Genomic DNA, 16,978 nt, shown 5'->3' with positions numbered 1-16,978 from the left:
AGTGAACTGTGTCACAAGGCTGTCGTTCCATCCCGATCGGCAGGCATGAAGGAGTAGCTAGATGTCGCAGAAGATATCGACACCCGCTTCGTCGTTCGCCGAGCCGGATCACATCCTGTTGCAGGCTCGCAATGTCGAGTTCGACTGGTCCGATCTGCCCATGCACTGGATTCCGGGCGATCCGTTCAGCACACACGTTCTCAACGTGCTTCACCTCCTCCTCCCAGCCGGTGAGGAGTGGTTTGTCGAGACCTTCAAGGAAGCTCTTCCTCTGATCGAGGACGAGAAACTCCGTGAAGACGTCGTCGGATTCATCGGCCAAGAGGCGATGCACTCCAACGCGCACTCGGGTGTCCTCGTCCATCTGAAGGAAAACGGCCTGGATCCGACGCCGTACACCCAGCAGATGGAGTGGGCATTCTCGAAACTGCTCGGACCGCGCCCGATGACGGGACTGCGCGCCGAGAATCACCTGGTGGAGCGTCTGGCTATCATCGCGGCCATCGAACACATCACTGCTTTCCTCGGCGACTGGGTGCTCAACGCCAAGGGGCTCGACAAAGCCGGCATGCACCCGACCATGCTTGATCTTCTTCGCTGGCACGGCGCCGAAGAAGTCGAACACCGCGCCGTCGCGTACGACGTGATGCGCTACTTCGACAAGCGTGAGACCCGCCGGATCCGTACCCAGATCCTCGTCACGCCCGCAATCGTGTGGCTGTGGATTCGTGGAACTCGGTTCTTGATGCGCAACGATCCCGAGCTTGCCGCTCAGGCTCCCAGCCGTCGACGGCCCCACCTGTCCGATTTCATCGCGGCCGGAAAGCGTGGCACAGTTCCCACGTCGTTCGAGCTGGTCAAGCGGATGTCGACGTACTTCAGCAAGTCCTATCACCCCAGTAACGAGGGCTCGACCGCCCAGGCGGTGCAGTACCTGGCGTCGTCACCCGCAGCTCAGGCGGCTGCACGGTGATTTCACTCTCGAGGGTCAAGGACGTCATCTCCGGGCACGACGGGTTGCCGCGTTTTCCGGCGCCACCCGATTTGTCCGGAAAGAACCGTCCCGACCGTGCCATGCGCATCACGGAGGTATTGGCGGACAAGTACCTTCGGGTGTTGACGGCCTACGACTACAACCCCGAGATCGCTGGCCACAACCCCGACACGGCCATGAACATGGTGGTCAGTACGCGTGAGGTGGTGGCGACCGACGAGAACGTCGTTCGCCTGCGTTTCGAATCCGCCGACGGTTCACCGATTCCGCCGTGGCATCCGGGTTCGCACCTGGACTTCCATCTACCTTCGGGTCTGCGGCGTCAGTATTCGCTGTGCGGCGACCCTGCCGATCGCACGGGATACAGCGTCGCGGTTCGTCGGATCCCCGACGGCGGTGGCGGTTCCATCGAGATGCACGCTCTCCAGCCGGGTGAGCACGTCACGGTGCGCGGCCCTCGCAACGGATTTCCCTTCGTGGGTGAAGGCAGTGCGCTGTTTGTTGCCGGCGGCATCGGTATCACGCCGATCATCGCAATGGTCCGTGCGGCAAGAGAATTGGGAATGGATTGGTACTTCGTGTACTCGGGCCGCTCTCGTGAATCCATGCCGTTCCTCGACGAGATCGCGAGCTGGGAACCCGAGCGTGTCTTCGTGCGCCCGGACGACGAGTTCGGATTACCCACCACCGCAGACCTTCTCGGACGAGCGCCGGCCGGCGGTGCCGTGTACTGCTGCGGCCCGACGCCGATGCTCGACGCCGTCCGCCGCGGATTCCGCGATACACCCTCCACCGCTTTGCATTTCGAGCGGTTCGGGGCTCCGCCGGTGATCGACGGCAAGGAATTCGAAGTGCAGCTGGTCAATTCGGGTCAGGTGCTCACCGTGCCCGCCGACGAGTCCGCGCTCGACGTCATCAAGAAGACATTGCCCGGTGTCGGGTACTCGTGTCAGCAGGGTTTCTGCGGAACCTGTCGTGTGAAGGTGCTCGCGGGCAAGCCCGATCACCGCGAAAGGCGTCTGACCGACACCGAACAGGAAACGGAGATGCTCATCTGCGTATCCCGTTCCGACGGTGGACGTCTCGTTCTCGATCTCTAGATATTCCCGACTCCGAAGGGTTCGACAATGTCGAAGCACTCTCCTGTCCATGCCGTGACCGCGCGTCGCGTGACCAACGGTTCCGTCAGCCTGGCAGTGTTCGAGCAGGGCAAGGCAGACGGCGAGACCATCGTCCTGGTGCATGGTTGGCCCGACACCCATGAATTGTGGAACCGCATCGTGCCTTTGCTGGCAGACGACTTCCGCGTCGTCAGCTACGACAGCCGCGGGGCCGGTGAGAGCACGATCCCCTCGAGGGTGCAGGACTACCAACTGAGCGCACTGGCCGGCGATCTTTTTGCCGTCATCGACGCGGTCAGCCCGGGCAAGCCGGTGCACGTCCTGGCACATGACTGGGGATCCGTGGAAACGTGGGAAGCGGTCTGCGAGCCGGGTGCCGAAGAGAAGATCGCGTCGTTCTCGTCCATCTCGGGCCCCAATCTCGATCATCTCGGCAAGTGGATCCGGGCGAGCGTGTCCAAGCGTCGTTTCCTCGGCCCGGCGGCGCAGGGAATTGCGTCGGCCTACACCGTTCTGTTCCAGATTCCCGGGCTGTGCACCCTCCCGTTGCGTCTGTGGTTCTCCAAGCACTGGCCGGCATTTCTGGGCTTCTTCGACGGTCTGGACCCCCGTGTGGTCAACACCGCGCCCACCATCGCCGACGACATGGTGAACGGACTCAAGCTTTATCGCGCGAACATCCGGCCGTCTCTCGGCAAGCCGCGGGATCGGTACACGGACGTGCCTGTTCAGCTCATTCTGAACAAGTACGACAAAGCCGTTCGTCCGGTGGGATACGAAGACACCGAAAAATGGGTCTCCGACCTGCAGCGACGTGAAATTGCCGCGGGACACTGGTCGCCGTTTTCACATCCGAGCGAGGTTGCCGAACATGCGCGGGCATTTATCGCGAGCCTGAGAGAGCGTCGCTCGGAGAAGCAAAGTTCCTAGCGTTTCACCTTCAGGGGATCGTAAAAATTCGTCTGCGGCGCAGCCAGGGGTGTCATTGGCCGCTTCTAGTCGGTGCTTACCAGTAAGATGGTCAACGGTAACTAGCGGCAACATTCTCGAACCCGCTCCGACGACACCCGCAAGGGCTTGCTGACGGCTGCGCTCGAGTATTGACGGAGAAGGAGAGCTACCCACCCGTGGCTGCCCAGAAGTCAGATACAAGCACTTCCAGCAAGGACTACAACGCGTCGTCCATCACCGTCCTCGAAGGACTCGAGGCGGTACGTAAGCGTCCAGGCATGTACATCGGTTCCACCGGTGAACGCGGCTTGCACCACCTCATTTGGGAGGTCGTCGACAACTCGGTCGACGAGGCGATGGCCGGACACGCCACCAAGGTCGAGGTCACCCTCCTCGAAGACGGCGGAATCCGCGTCATCGACGACGGCCGTGGCATCCCGGTCGGCATGCACGCCTCCGGAGTACCCACCGTCGAGGTCGTGCTGACCCAGCTGCACGCCGGCGGCAAGTTCGACTCCGACTCCTACGCCGTCTCAGGTGGTCTGCACGGCGTCGGTATCTCGGTGGTCAACGCGCTCTCCACCCGGCTCGACGTCGACATCAAGGTCGACGGCTACCGGTGGCAGCAGACGTACACCGATTCCAAGCCGGGAGAGCTCGTACAGGGCGACCCGACGAAGGAGACCGGCACCACCGTCAGTTTCTGGGCTGATCCCGAGATCTTCGAGACCACCCGCTACAACTTCGAGACCGTTGCGCGTCGTCTGCAGGAAATGGCCTTCCTCAACAAGGGCCTGACCATCACGCTGACCGACGAGCGCGCCGAGGTCATCGACGACGAAGCCGCCGAGGTAGCCGAGGCTCCCAAGTCTGCTGCCGAAGAAGCCGAAGAAGCTGCTCAGGCAGCGCCGCGTAAGTCCAAGACCCGTATCTACCACTACCCCGGTGGACTCGAGGACTACGTTCGGCACATCAACAAGAGCAAGACCCCGATCCACAACTCGGTCGTGGGATTCACCGCCAAGGGCACCGGCCACGAGCTCGAGGTCGCAATGCAGTGGAACTCCGGCTACTCGGAGTCCGTGCACACCTTCGCCAACACGATCAACACCCACGAGGGTGGTACCCACGAAGAGGGCTTCCGCGCCGCACTGACCGCAACGGTCAACAAGTACGCGCTCGAAAAGAAGCTGCTCAAGGACAAGGATCCCAAGCTCACCGGTGACGACATCCGTGAAGGACTCGCGGCCATCATCTCGGTGAAGGTCGGTGAACCCCAGTTCGAGGGTCAGACCAAGACCAAGCTCGGCAACACCGAGGTCAAGTCCTTCGTACAGAAGGCGTGCAACGAGCACCTCGCGCACTGGTTCGAGGCGAACCCCGCCGACGCGAAAACCATTGTGAACAAGGCTGTTTCGTCGGCGCAGGCCCGCGTCGCCGCGCGTAAGGCGCGTGAGCTGGTCCGTCGTAAGAGTGCGACCGACCTCGGTGGCCTGCCAGGCAAGCTCGCCGATTGCCGCTCCAACGATCCGGAGAAGTCCGAGATCTACATCGTGGAGGGCGACTCCGCAGGCGGCTCGGCCAAGTCCGGCCGAGACTCGATGTACCAGGCGATCCTCCCGCTTCGCGGAAAGATCATCAACGTGGAGAAGGCGCGTATCGATCGCGTCCTCAAGAACACCGAAGTCCAGTCGATCATCACCGCGTTCGGCACGGGCATCCACGACGAGTTCGACATCGCCAAGTTGCGCTATCACAAGATCGTGCTCATGGCCGACGCCGACGTCGACGGTCAGCACATCGCAACGCTGCTGCTCACGCTGCTGTTCCGCTTCATGCGGCCGCTCGTCGAGCACGGCAAGGTCTACCTCGCGCAGCCGCCGCTGTACAAGCTCAAGTGGCAGAAGGGTGCGCAGCCGGAATTCGCGTACTCCGACCGCGAGCGCGACGCGATGGTCAAGGCAGGCCTCGAGTCCGGCAAGAAGATCAACAAGGACGACGGCATCCAGCGCTACAAAGGCCTCGGCGAGATGAACGCCAAGGAGCTGTGGGAAACCACGATGGACCCGACGGTGCGCGTTCTGCGTCTCGTCACGCTCGACGATGCGGCTGCTGCCGACGAGCTGTTCAGCGTGCTGATGGGCGAAGACGTCGAAGCACGACGCAGCTTCATCACCCGCAATGCCCGGGACGTTCGTTTCCTCGACGTGTAGGCCTGCGGCCCTGTGAGCGGTTGCGGAGTCCCCGGACTCCTTTTCCGCGCACAGGGGCTTGCCCCCTCTTTTAAGAAAGTGAGCTCATGACCGACACCACGTTGCCACCGGACGGTCCGCAACACGACCGGATCGAACCGGTCGACATCCAGCAGGAAATGCAGAACAGCTACATCGACTACGCCATGAGCGTCATCGTCGGTCGCGCTCTGCCGGATGTCCGCGACGGACTCAAGCCGGTGCACCGCCGCGTGCTCTACGCGATGTACGACAACGGATATCGCCCGGACCGCGGATACGTGAAGTCTGCCCGTCCGGTCGCCGAGACCATGGGCAACTACCACCCCCACGGCGACTCCTCGATCTACGACACGTTGGTCCGTATGGCCCAGCCGTGGTCGCTGCGTTACCCGCTCGTCGACGGTCAGGGAAACTTCGGATCCCGCGGCAACGACGGCGCAGCCGCCATGCGTTACACCGAGTGCAGGCTCACGCCGCTCGCGATGGAAATGCTGCGCGAAATCGACCACGAGACAGTCGATTTCACCCCGAACTACGACGGTAAGACGCAGGAACCGACGGTTCTGCCCAGCCGTATCCCGAACCTTCTGATCAACGGTTCCAACGGCATCGCCGTCGGTATGGCCACCAACATTCCGCCGCACAACCTGCGTGAAGTTGCCGAGGCCATCTACTGGGCGCTCGAGAACTTCGAGGCGGACGAGGAAGCCACCCTCGCGGCCGTCATGGAGCGCATCAAGGGACCCGACTTCCCGACGCACGGGCTCATCGTCGGTGGACAGGGCATCCAGGATGCCTACACCACCGGCCGTGGCTCCGTCCGTATGCGCGGCGTCGTCGAGATCGAGGAAGATGCCAAGGGCCGCACCACGATCGTCATCACCGAGCTGCCCTACCAGGTCAACCCGGACAACCTGATCACTTCCATCGCGGAGCAGGTTCGTGACGCCAAGATCGGTGGCATCTCCGACATCCACGACGAGTCCTCGGACCGCGTCGGCATGCGCATCGTCGTCACCGTCAAGCGTGACGCCGTTGCCAAGGTCGTGCTGAACAACCTCTACAAGCACACCCAGCTGCAGACCAGCTTCGGCTGCAACATGCTCTCCATCGTCGACGGAGTGCCGCGCACGCTGCGCCTCGACCAGATGATCCGTCTGTACACGACGCATCAGCTCGAGGTCATCGTTCGTCGTACCAGGTACCTGCTTCGCAAGGCACAGGAGCGCGCCCACATCCTGCGCGGTCTGGTCAAGGCCCTCGACGCTCTGGACGAGGTCATCGCCTTGATCCGTGCGTCGCAGACCGTCGACATCGCTCGCGCCGGATTGATGGAACTCCTCGACGTCGACGAGATCCAGGCCGACGCCATCCTCGGCATGCAGCTGCGTCGTCTGGCCGCCCTCGAGCGTCAGAAGATCGTCGACGAGTTGGCCGAGATCGAACTCGAAATCGCGGACCTCGAAGACATTCTGGCTCGCCCGGAGCGTCAGCGCGCGATCGTTCGTGACGAGCTCAAGGAAATCGTCGACAAGTACGGCGACGACCGTCGTACCCGCATCATCGCCGCCGACGGAGACGTCAACGACGAGGATCTGATCGCCCGCGAAGACGTCGTCGTCACGATCACCGAGACCGGTTACGCCAAGCGCACCAAGACCGATCTCTACCGATCGCAGAAGCGCGGCGGCAAGGGTGTTCAGGGTGCCGGCCTCAAGCAGGACGACATCGTCTCGCACTTCTTCGTCACCTCGACGCACGACTGGCTGCTGTTCTTCACCACGAAGGGCCGCGTCTACCGCGCGAAGGCTTACGAGCTGCCCGAGGCGAGCCGTACCGCTCGCGGTCAGCACGTTGCCAACCTCCTGGCCTTCCAGCCGGACGAGCGCATCCAGTCCGTCATCCAGATCAAGACGTACGAAGACGCGCCATACCTGGTGCTCGCCACACGCAACGGTCTGGTCAAGAAGTCCAAGCTCACCGACTTCGACTCCAACCGCAGCGGTGGCATCGTCGCCATCAACCTGCGCGGTGAAGACGAACTGGTCGGCGCTGTTCTCTGCTCGGCCGAAGACGACCTGCTCCTGGTCTCGGCACAGGGCCAGTCGATCCGCTTCTCGGCCACCGACGAGGCACTGCGTCCGATGGGCCGCGCCACGTCCGGTGTCCAGGGCATGCGTTTCAACGGTGACGACGAGCTGCTCTCGCTCAACGTCGTTCGTGAAGGAACGTTCCTCCTGGTCGCCACCTCGGGCGGTTACTCCAAGCGAACCGGCATGGAGGATTACCCGGTGCAGGGTCGCGGCGGCAAGGGCGTGCTCACGATTCAGTACGACAAGAAACGTGGCACTCTGGTCGGTGCGCTCATCGTCGACGACGACGACGAGCTGTACGCGATCACCTCGGGCGGCGGCGTCATCAGGACGGCTGCCAAGCAGGTTCGTAAGGCGGGACGCCAGACCAAGGGCGTGCGTCTGATGAACCTCGGCGAAGGCGACACACTGCTCGCGATTGCGCGCAACGCCGACGAGCCCGAAGAGCTCGCTGCAGAGACCACCGACAACGCAGACAATGCCGATGGAGCTAAGGAGTCCTAGTGAGCACTCCCAACCAGCCGGGCAGTGACCAGAAGAGTGAAAGCACTTCAGGTTCGACGCCACCGAAGCCGGAGCAGGCAACTGCTCCGGCGGGGCCGCAGACCTCGAAACCTGCAGCTCCAGCGGACGACGGACCCAAAGCTTCCGAGGCAGCTCCGGCGCCCAAGGCACCGGAGCCGCCTCGCGGCCCGTCGGATTCGGTCCAGAAACCGGCGGCTGCGGCTCCCGACGCCGCGGGTGCGGCCAAGGGTCGGGCTCCTTCCGCTCCTTCTGTGGCTCCGGCTGCGCCGGTAACTCCGGCGAAGGGTGATGGTCAGGCTCCGCCGCAACCGGTCGCCAATCAGGCTCGTGGCAGCCAGGCACCGCCGTGGCAGCGGGGACCCCAGCCGTCAGGCCAGCCTCAGGGTCAGCCATCTCAGGCGCCGAAGGCTCCTGCTCAGAACCCGAGTGCTCAGAACCCCGCTGTTCAGAACCCGGGCAAGGCTCCGGCACCGCAGAATCAGGCTCCGCAAAGTCAGCCGCAGACCAACATCACGCGCCCGGCCGGCGCTGGTGCTCCTGCAGGTCGACAGGCAGCTCCTGCTGGGGGTAAGCCGCCTGCGGGTCCGCAGCGTCCTGCAGCGGCAGGCCCGGCACAGGGTGGTCCGGCACAGGGTGGTCCGGCCAAAAACCCAGCGCAGGGTGGTGCGCCGAAGGGACAGCCGCAGGCGGGTCGCCCTGCTGCCGGTGCACAGACAGGTCGTCCTGCCGGCAACCCGTCGGCGCGTCCTGTCGTGACAGGAACGGCAGCTGCCGCAGCTACTGGTGGCGTCGCCGGCGCAGCGGCAGCCAAGGCTGTTGCACCCTCGGGCGCAAATCCCAAGGCTGCGAATGCCACGGTCGCCAATCCCACGGTCGCCAATCCCACCGTCGCTAATCCGAAAGCAAAAGCCGCCGCGATCGACGGGCCGACTCGGCACATCGATCGCAAGGATCTGCCGAAGGACATGCCTGACCTCTCCGAGGCCAAGCATCCGTTGCCTGCTGCGGTGAAGGGTGAGAAAACTCACGCCGTATCGGCTTCGGTCGTGGACGGTGCGCCACTGCGCGCAACGGTCCAGATCCGTCGTATCGACCCGTGGTCCACGCTCAAGATCACGTCCGTGATCTCGGTGTCGCTGTTCTTCGTGTGGATGGTGGCCGTCGGACTGCTCTACGTCGTTCTCGACGGCATGGGCGTCTGGGATCGCCTGAACAACGCGTTCACCGACATCGTTGCCGACGGCGGCTCCGACGGTCTGGTGACGGCCGGCCAGGTGTTCGGCTACGCCGCGCTGATCGGTATCGCGAACATGGTGCTTTTCACGGCACTCGTCACGATCGGATCGTTCATCTACAACCTCTGCAGCGACCTGGTTGGCGGCGTCGAGGTAACTCTCGCCGACCGCGACTGACCTGCGAAAACATTGCTCCGCCGGGCCCGTTTTGGTGTCAGCGGCCCGGTGGGGTAATCTTTGGAATCGGTTCAGGGGCCTATAGCTCAGGTGGTTAGAGCGCTTTACTGATAATGAAGAGGTCGGAGGTTCAAGTCCTCCTAGGCCCACTCCCATGTGCCGAAGAAGGGTTGCTGGAATGAAGGTTTTCCTGCTTGTCGGGGCCGGAATTCTGGTAGCTCTCGGGGTCACCAAGCTGATCAAAAGTCAGCGCGGAGACAAGGTTTGGCACGATTTGGAAACAGGATAGAACCTAGGTACTCTGACTCCGGTCAGAAAACCGAACGGGGCCTTAGCTCAGTTGGTAGAGCGCTGCCTTTGCAAGGCAGATGTCAGGAGTTCGAATCTCCTAGGCTCCACAGTAAGAAAACACCCTCCCGGGATCCGGGAGGGTGTTTTTGTATGCCGATGTGCCGATGTCTGGCCGGCCGGTGCCCGACTCGTGGCCCTCCCCCTTTTGAGCGAACGGCACTTTCGGCGCACTGAAGGCGATGAACATGCCGTTCGCTCGGAGTGGGGTGGCCAGAACAGCGCCCACTATGGACCGTTCGTCCCGAATTCTCCGGAAAGTCTAGTGGTCATAACCAGCCGGGCGTAGCGTGAGGAGAACCCAATTTCAGGAGGTTCGTAGTGCTTCACAACGACATTCCCAGCCACGGTGAAATTGCCGCACTCGCGGAGGTGGAAGGGCCCACCTGCATCACCATCGTGACTCCGACTGAAGATGCGCCGCAGGATCATGACAAAGCGCGCATCGCCTTCAAGGACCAGGTCCGCTCGGCACTCGCATCGGTGGAGGATCCGGCCGAGCGCAAGCTGTTCGAGGCCGAATACGCAGAGCTCGACGACGACGACGATTTCTGGCGCTTCCAGTCGCGCTCATTGGTCACGTACGCGACGCCGGAGCGTCTGGTGACCTTCCGCCTCCCCAACCGTCTGCAGGCGCTCGAAACGGTCAGCGATCGGTTTCATCTCAAGCCACTGCTCCGTTCGGTGACCTTCCCCCAGACGGCGTTTGTTCTCGCTCTCGCCGAAGGTTCGGTGCGATTGATCGAGATCGCCGCCGATCAACCGGCCGACGAGGTTCGTGTTCAGGGAATGCCGAAGAACGCTGCCGATCACGCTGGCAAGTCGTCGATCAACAGTCGCACCGAGGCGGGTCGGCTCTCGGGTTCGGACAGCCGAAAGTTGCGCGTCAATCAGTACGCCCGCGCAGTCGATCACGAGGTCCGTGGTGTCCTCGCCGGCCGCGACGTCCCCTTGATCCTGGCTGCCGCGGAACCCATCGCGTCGGTGTATCGCTCCGTGAATTCGTACCGCCACCTGGTCGACAAAACCGTCGAGGGAAATCCGGAAGCCTTGTCGACGCAGGAAGTGGCGGACGGTTCGCGACCGGCGCTCGACGATTTCCACGCCGAGCAGTTGGCGGCGGTGCGGGACACCTTCAATGTGCGCACCGAACAGGGACGTACTCAAACCGACGTCGCCGACGTGGCAACGGCCGCGACGTACGGACAGGTCGACACCGTTTTCATCGACATCGACTCCGTTGTGCCCGGAAGTCTCGATCCCCAGACGGGCGCTCTCACGACCGGTGAGTCGACCAACGGAAGTACATACGGGGTCGTCGACGAGATCGCTCGTCGTGCGCTCCTGACGGGTGCTCGGGTCCTCGCTGTTCGCGCCGAGGACATTCCGGGCGGCGGCGCAGTTGCCGCGATTTTGCGCTTCGCCCCGTAAACAGACTGGACGCGTGTGCGCTTCGTGACCTGATTCGGGCACGGGGCGCATACGATTCCGGCATGAAACGTGTGTGGGAACGGCTGCGCCTCTACTGCAAGACGCTGCACCCGGTCGGGCTTGCCTTTGCTCTGGTCTTCTTCACCTGGTCGATGAGTCCTTCCCTGTTGCCGCGCGCGTGGTACTTGCAGGGCGTTGCGACGGGCATCTCGCTCGCGATGGGATACGGCGTCGGCGTGACGGTTGCCTGGATGATCCGCAAGTGCGGCGTCGAACCGCAGTGGTCGGATCGCACCAAGAAGATCGGCTGGCGAATCCTGTTGGTCGCGGCCGTCATTCTGGTTCCGACGTTCTTGGTCCTCGGTTCGTGGTGGCAGCAGATCGTGCGTGACCTTGTCGAAGCTCCTCGCACCAATCAGGCGAATTACCTTCTGGTGCTGCTCATTTCGCTCGGAATCTGGTTCATCCTGCTCGAGGCGGGCCGTGGTCTTCGTTTCACCACCAACAAGCTCACCGCCGTCGCACTTCGGTTCGTTCCCCTCGAAGCGGCGAAGGTCGGCAGCTTGATCGTCATCTTCGCCCTCGGCATCTTCATCGTGAACGGTGCGCTGTACAACGGGTTGATTGCCTTCGCGAACTGGAGTTTCTCCGGTGCGGATCACGAAACACCGGACGGCATCGAACAACCCTTGATCGCTGAGCGCAGTGGTTCACCGATGTCCGCCGAAGCCTGGGATTCGCTCGGCCAGGAGGGGCGCACCTTCATGGGCAGCGGTCCCACCGCGGCCGAGATCACCGCATTGACCGGACGTGAAGCGAAGCAACCGATCCGGGTGTACGCCGGACGTGAATCCTCGGACTCGATCAACGGTGTCGCACAGCGGGTCGTCGACGAGTTGGAGCGCACCGGCGGATTCGACCGCGGAACCCTCGCAGTTGTCACGACCACCGGCCGCGGTTGGGTGAACGAGGACGTCGCGTCGGCGTTCGAGTACGTCGAGGGCGGGGACACGGCGATCGCGTCGATGCAGTACTCGTTCCTTCCGAGTCCGTTGGCCTTCATCGCCGATCGTGAGACGCCGATGATTGCCGGTCGCGCACTGTTCAACGCGGTGTACGCCAAGTGGATCGACCTGCCCGTGGAGACGCGACCCGAACTGGTTGTCTTCGGTGAGAGCCTCGGCTCCTACGGTGGCCAGGCCGCATTTGCCGGCGCTCAGGACATGATGACGCGCGTCGACGGCGCGCTGTGGGTCGGAACCCCCAACTTCACTGCTCAGTGGCAGGAAATCACGGACAGCCGCGACTCGGGCTCACCGGAGATCCTGCCGGTGATCGATGGTGGCCAGGCAATTCGGTTTGCCGGCGATCCGGAAGATCTGGAGCTGAAGTCCGACTGGGACGACGATCGCATCGTGTACTGGCAGCACGCCAGCGACCCGATCACATGGTGGTCCTTCGACCTGCTGCTCAACAAGCCGGATTGGCTCAAGGAACCGCTGGGTCGCGACGTGGATCCGGGAATGACGTGGGTACCTCTCGTGACCTTCTGGCAGGTAACCCTCGACATGGTCTTCTCGGCTGACGTCCCGTCCGGGCACGGTCACAATTACGGCGAGGATGCAGCGGACATGTGGGCCAAGATCCTGCACCCCGAGGCGTGGACCTCGGCTGATACCGACAAGCTTCGTTCGCTGCTGACCTCCAATCTGGAGCCCACGAAGTAGTCGTAAACGGTTGTAAGTCAGCCTGTTAAGGCGAAAACCTCACGAAAAAGTGTTACGTGAGGTATGTGTTACTCTGCGTTCGCTGTGTGCCAAGCCACAGCGCAGGCGAGCGTGGGGAGATCGAAACGTGAAGAGCAGAGCATGGTGGGCGGCCGGGGTTTCCGTCGCGGCACTGGTCATGGGTGCTGTGACGGCCCCTGCCGCAATGGCGGACCCGGCGGATTTCTACACGCCGCCGTCGGAGCTTCCGGCAGGTGCCAACGGAGATCTCATCAAGAGTGAGCCGTCACCACTGCTGCTGAGCGTGCCCGGATCGAACGGTGCGTGGCCGGCAACCGCCACCAAGATCATGTACCGAAGCGAGGACGCCAAGGGTGCTCCCGTTGCCGTGACGGGGACCTACCTCGAACCGTCGAACCCGTGGACCGGGCAGGGGGCGCGTCCACTGGTTGCCGCAGCGGTAGGAACGCATGGGCAGGGCGATCAATGCGCTCCGTCCAAACTGTTCAACACCGGTATCGAGTACCAGTTCCCGACGGACGTCATGGTCGGCTACGAGTCCATCTGGGTGAACACGTTGCTGCTCAACGGCATTGCCGTCGTAGTCACCGATTACGAGGGCCTCGGAACTCCTGGCGATCACACCTACGTCAACCGCGAAGCCGAAGCGCACGCGGTTCTGGACTCGGTGCGTGCCGCTCAGCAGCTCCCGAACACGGGCATTCCCGCCGACGGCCCCGTCGGGCTGTGGGGTTACTCGCAAGGTGGTGGAGCTGCCGCTGCCGCAACGGAATTGAAGCCGTCGTATGCTCCCGAGCTTGACCTCAAGGGCACGTACGCAGGTGCACCGCCCGCCGATCTGGCGGCGACGCTGCAGCAGGTCGACGGCACGTTCCTCACCGGAGTGATCGGCTACGCGCTCAACGGGATCCTTGCGCAGTACCCCGAGGTTCAGCCGCTGCTCGACGCCGAGATCAACGATCGCGGCCGACAGATGTTGGCCGCCACCAAGAACCAGTGCGTCGCCGAAAGTGGATTGCAGTTCGGCTTCCAGCAGTCGTCGAGCTTCACCAATTCCGGTGAATCACTCTCCGCAGTTCTGGCGCGTCTACCCATGGCGCAGGCGATCCTCGACGAGCAGAAGATCGGCAAGCTGACGCCGGAGTCGCCCGTGCTCATTCAGCATGGCCGCTCCGATGACATCGTTCCGTTCGGTCAGGGACAGCAACTGGCGCGAGACTGGTGCGGCAAGGGCGCGGCGGTGCAGTTCTCCGTCAACGAACTGCCCCCGATCATTCCGGGCATGGCAATCAATCATGCAACGCCGTACCTGGTGGGTACCCCGGAATCCGTCGGGTACATGATCGATCGCTTCAACAACGTCCCAGCGCCGTCCAACTGCTGAACGTGAACATCGAAAAGCCCCGGAACACAATTTGTTCCGGGGCTTTTCGTGTGTCGACTAAGCGGTCTTCTCGGCCGAGTTCTCTTCGAGCCGAGGGGGTGCGGAAGCGACCGGCGGATGCTCGCGTCGGCGGCTCTTGAAGAACACCGCGCCACCGATCACCGCGACACCGGCGATGACGAACACGGCGACGCGCTTGCGGCCACGAGGCTTCTCGGTGCGTTCCGCGGACTTCGTGGGGATAGCCTTTGCGCGCTCGACGCCCTTCTTGGCGAGGACCTTGCCCTGACGACCCAGGAACAACCCGACCTGCCCGGCGCCGCGAGCGACCGATGTCGCGACCACCGCGGCGATACGGCGAGCGTTGTCGGCTGCCTCGGACTCCTTGATACGAGCCGCTGTCTCTTCGAGGTAGGCGGCAGTCTCGTCGAAGGTGTCCTCGACGCGGGCGCGCGCGTGATCGAAGGTGTCGGGCAACTGCGTGCTGAGGGACTCGGTCACTCGTGTCATGACTTCACTGTGCCATAACAGTGAGGCGGGGACAGGGAGAGTTTTGCGGGGCGACATCCGCGAGAACGCCGGCAATGGCACGATGGTGGTGTGACTTCAACTCATCAGACCGCAACCGCAACGCTGCACACGAACCGCGGCGACATCAAAATCGCTCTGTTCGGCAACCATGCGCCGAAGACCGTCGAGAACTTCGTCGGCCTCGCCGACGGCTCGAAGGAGTACACCACCGCAAACGCCGCCGGCACCAAGACCGGCCCGTTCTACGACGGTGCCATCTTCCACCGCGTCATCGACGGCTTCATGATCCAGGGTGGCGACCCCACCGGAACCGGCACCGGCGGCCCGGGCTACAAGTTCGGTGACGAGTTCCACCCGGAACTGCAGTTCGACCGCTCCTACCTGCTGGCCATGGCCAACGCAGGCCCGGGAACCAACGGCTCGCAGTTCTTCATCACCACCGGCCCGACGCCGCACCTGAACCGTCGCCACACCATCTTCGGTGAGGTTCTCGACGACGATTCCAAGAAGGTTGTCGACGCTATCTCCTCCACCGCCGTCGATCGTGGCGATCGTCCGGTCGAGCCCGTCGTGATCAACAGCATCACCATCTCCTGAACAGGTAAAACAAGCAGATGACGAACCCCGGTTGGGGCGGCGGTGCGAGTGAGGGCATCCCGCCCCAACCGCGGTGCGTCCGCCATCCAGATCGACCCACCGCACTTTCCTGCAATCGTTGTGGACGTCCGGCGTGCCCGGACTGCCTCCGCGAGGCGGCGGTGGGATACCAATGTGTTGACTGTGTAGCTGCCGGCCAACGCGATGTCCGCCCCGTTCGGGGCGTCGCCGGAAACACCGTGAGCCCCACCCGCGCGGTCCCGGTCGTGACGTACACCTTGATGGGGCTCAACGTCCTGGCGTTCCTCGCCACCTTCGCGCAGTCGCGAAGCATCATGAACAATCAGGTCGGCTCGTCGATCTTCGCGAACTGGGCACTCAATCCGGGTCTGGTCGCCAGCGGTGACTGGTTCCGGCTCATCGGCTCCGGGTTCTTGCACTTCGGCATCTTGCACCTCGCGGTCAACATGTACGCCCTCTACATCCTGGGGCGCGACACCGAAATCGTGATGGGCCGCTCCCGGTACATCGGCATCTACCTGGTTTCGCTCCTCGGCGGTTCCGCCTCGGTGATGGCGTTCCAGCCGGTGTTCTCCTCGCTCACGGCCCTGTCCTGGACCGCTGGAGCGTCGGGTGCAATCTTCGGCATCATGGGCGCACAGGCCGTCCTTCTACTGCGTTTGCGTCGAAGCCCGGTCCCGATCATCTCGGTGATCGCGATCAATGTGATCATCAGCATTTCGCTGCCCGGGATCTCGTTCTGGGGTCACGCGGGAGGTCTGGTGGCAGGTGCCGCAACGGCCGCTGCATTCCTGTACGCCCCACAGTGGTTGGGCGCCGGTGAGAACCGCGTGAAAGCAGTGCGGATCGGCTGGATCGCTTTTGGTGCCGTCACCGTGGTGACGTTGGGAGTCATCGTGCTCCGCGTCGTCCAACTGCGCGAACAGCTGGGAATCAGCTAGCAAGAATCCTAGGGCCCAGCCGTTCTATGGATCAGCCGCCGATGATGGACTCGCAGGCGAACGTGATCTCGAAGCTCGACGTCGCCGTCGGGTTGCCCTTGTCCCGGGCGCCGATTCCCTCGCCCGTCACCACGAAGGTATTGCCGTCCTGCTTGGCACTGGCGGATCCGCCGGGCAGTCCCGGTGCGAATCCGGCGGTGTACGGCAGACCGTTCGATCCACCCTCGCTTCCGGCGATTCCAGCAGTCTGAACCGTGCCGGATTCATCGATGATGGCTGTGACGGTCAACATGCCGTAGGTGGCATTTTCCGCGTCGAGCAGTGTCATAACTGTCGTGCCGCCGTCCTTTGCGCACTTCGTCTCGAATTTGGCGTCGAGCGTCTTCCCGCCGACGGTGGCCGAGGATGTAGCGGACGAGGCGCCGGCAGCGCTCTTGTCGGAGTCGGTCTTGTCGGAGTCGCTGCCGCAGGCGGAGGCGAATAGTGCGACCGCCGCGATGGTGGCAGCGACTGCGGTGGAGGACCGGCGGGTCATCGTGGTCCGAACCATCTTCGTCATATTCTGTCCTTCAAGTCACGCGGTGCGCCCGCACTTGCTCTGGCTGTTTCGCCGATAACACTAGCGAGTGACTCGGTGCTCGTAGCGC

Annotated in this window: 13 protein-coding genes and 2 tRNA genes; 13 read left to right on the top strand and 2 right to left on the bottom strand. The window is 63.1% G+C overall.

Annotation, left to right across the window (positions count from 1 at the left end; translation table 11 throughout):
* Nucleotides 1-61: 61 nt before the first annotated feature.
* The 11 genes from FEZ59_RS16750 to FEZ59_RS16700 all read left to right on the top strand — a co-directional run bounded on the left by FEZ59_RS16750 (nt 62) and on the right by FEZ59_RS16700 (nt 14,241).
* Nucleotides 62-973, top strand: coding sequence for a metal-dependent hydrolase (locus FEZ59_RS16750; protein ID WP_007729174.1), 912 nt, complete (start codon nt 62-64; stop codon nt 971-973).
* A complete protein-coding gene (locus FEZ59_RS16745; RefSeq protein WP_172932949.1) occupies nt 973-2,094 on the top strand; it encodes a 2Fe-2S iron-sulfur cluster-binding protein in 1,122 nt (373 codons plus the stop codon). The genes FEZ59_RS16750 and FEZ59_RS16745 overlap by 1 nt, the downstream gene beginning before the upstream one ends.
* 27 nt (nt 2,095-2,121) lie before the next feature.
* Entirely contained in the window at nt 2,122-3,045 is a 924-nt protein-coding gene (locus FEZ59_RS16740; RefSeq protein WP_020967979.1) for an alpha/beta fold hydrolase, read from the top strand.
* A 197-nt stretch (nt 3,046-3,242) separates the two neighbouring features.
* On the top strand, nt 3,243-5,279 hold the full coding sequence (gene gyrB / locus FEZ59_RS16735) for a DNA topoisomerase (ATP-hydrolyzing) subunit B (RefSeq protein ID WP_003942515.1): 2,037 nt from the start codon (nt 3,243-3,245) through the stop codon (nt 5,277-5,279).
* An 86-nt stretch (nt 5,280-5,365) separates the two neighbouring features.
* A complete protein-coding gene (gene gyrA / locus FEZ59_RS16730) occupies nt 5,366-7,897 on the top strand; it encodes a DNA gyrase subunit A (protein ID WP_003942463.1) in 2,532 nt (843 codons plus the stop codon).
* Nucleotides 7,897-9,330, top strand: a complete 1,434-nt coding sequence (locus tag FEZ59_RS16725) for a DUF3566 domain-containing protein (RefSeq protein WP_172932912.1) — start codon at nt 7,897-7,899, stop codon at nt 9,328-9,330. Before gyrA ends, FEZ59_RS16725 begins: the two co-directional genes overlap by 1 nt.
* Before the next feature lie 75 nt (nt 9,331-9,405).
* Nucleotides 9,406-9,479: transfer RNA gene (locus FEZ59_RS16720), tRNA-Ile, on the top strand.
* Between the two features lie 176 nt (nt 9,480-9,655).
* Nucleotides 9,656-9,728 (top strand) — tRNA-Ala (locus FEZ59_RS16715).
* A gap of 271 nt (nt 9,729-9,999) precedes the next feature.
* Nucleotides 10,000-11,109 carry a hypothetical protein gene (locus tag FEZ59_RS30045; RefSeq protein WP_003942559.1) on the top strand — a complete coding sequence of 370 codons (1,110 nt, stop codon included), beginning with the start codon at nt 10,000-10,002 and terminating at the stop codon, nt 11,107-11,109.
* Between the two features lie 62 nt (nt 11,110-11,171).
* A complete protein-coding gene (locus FEZ59_RS16705) occupies nt 11,172-12,836 on the top strand; it encodes an alpha/beta-hydrolase family protein (protein ID WP_019746219.1) in 1,665 nt (554 codons plus the stop codon).
* 127 nt (nt 12,837-12,963) lie between these two features.
* The gene (locus FEZ59_RS16700; protein WP_029256819.1) at nt 12,964-14,241 is read left to right on the top strand and encodes a lipase family protein; all 1,278 of its coding nucleotides are present in this window, start codon (nt 12,964-12,966) and stop codon (nt 14,239-14,241) included.
* Between the two features lie 57 nt (nt 14,242-14,298).
* Here the strand turns inward: FEZ59_RS16700 and FEZ59_RS16695 are convergent, their stop codons facing one another.
* Nucleotides 14,299-14,751 carry a hypothetical protein gene (locus tag FEZ59_RS16695; protein WP_019746221.1) on the bottom strand — a complete coding sequence of 151 codons (453 nt, stop codon included), beginning with the start codon at nt 14,749-14,751 and terminating at the stop codon, nt 14,299-14,301.
* Nucleotides 14,752-14,841: 90 nt separating this feature from the next.
* Between FEZ59_RS16695 and FEZ59_RS16690 the strand changes: the two genes are divergently transcribed.
* Nucleotides 14,842-15,369: a peptidylprolyl isomerase gene (locus FEZ59_RS16690; protein WP_007729190.1), complete on the top strand. Its 528-nt coding sequence runs from the start codon at nt 14,842-14,844 to the stop codon at nt 15,367-15,369.
* 17 nt (nt 15,370-15,386) lie between these two features.
* On the top strand, nt 15,387-16,331 hold the full coding sequence (locus tag FEZ59_RS16685; RefSeq protein ID WP_065351693.1) for a rhomboid family intramembrane serine protease: 945 nt from the start codon (nt 15,387-15,389) through the stop codon (nt 16,329-16,331).
* Nucleotides 16,332-16,362: 31 nt separating this feature from the next.
* Here FEZ59_RS16685 and FEZ59_RS16680 read toward each other — a convergent pair whose 3' ends face one another.
* On the bottom strand, nt 16,363-16,890 hold the full coding sequence (locus FEZ59_RS16680; protein WP_029256821.1) for a lipoprotein LpqH: 528 nt from the start codon (nt 16,888-16,890) through the stop codon (nt 16,363-16,365).
* Nucleotides 16,891-16,978: the final 88 nt, after the last annotated feature.

Source organism: Rhodococcus sp. MS13 (genome assembly GCF_013277835.1).
Classification (GTDB): domain Bacteria; phylum Actinomycetota; class Actinomycetes; order Mycobacteriales; family Mycobacteriaceae; genus Rhodococcus_F; species Rhodococcus_F erythropolis.
Note: the sequence above shows the minus strand (reverse complement) of the source record. Positions and strands in the feature narration are given on the sequence as shown.

What these genes read in the sequence shown, in the direction of transcription:
- FEZ59_RS16750 (WP_007729174.1), top strand. Translation starts at nt 62, where the DNA reads ATGTCGCAGAAGATATCGACACCCGCTTCGTCGTTCGCCGAGCCGGAT.
- FEZ59_RS16740 (WP_020967979.1), top strand. Translation starts at nt 2,122, where the DNA reads ATGTCGAAGCACTCTCCTGTCCATGCCGTGACCGCGCGTCGCGTGACC.
- gyrA (WP_003942463.1), top strand. Translation starts at nt 5,366, where the DNA reads ATGACCGACACCACGTTGCCACCGGACGGTCCGCAACACGACCGGATC.
- FEZ59_RS16705 (WP_019746219.1), top strand. Translation starts at nt 11,172, where the DNA reads ATGAAACGTGTGTGGGAACGGCTGCGCCTCTACTGCAAGACGCTGCAC.
- FEZ59_RS16695 (WP_019746221.1), bottom strand. Translation starts at nt 14,751, where the DNA reads ATGACACGAGTGACCGAGTCCCTCAGCACGCAGTTGCCCGACACCTTC.
- FEZ59_RS16685 (WP_065351693.1), top strand. Translation starts at nt 15,387, where the DNA reads ATGACGAACCCCGGTTGGGGCGGCGGTGCGAGTGAGGGCATCCCGCCC.
- FEZ59_RS16680 (WP_029256821.1), bottom strand. Translation starts at nt 16,890, where the DNA reads ATGACGAAGATGGTTCGGACCACGATGACCCGCCGGTCCTCCACCGCA.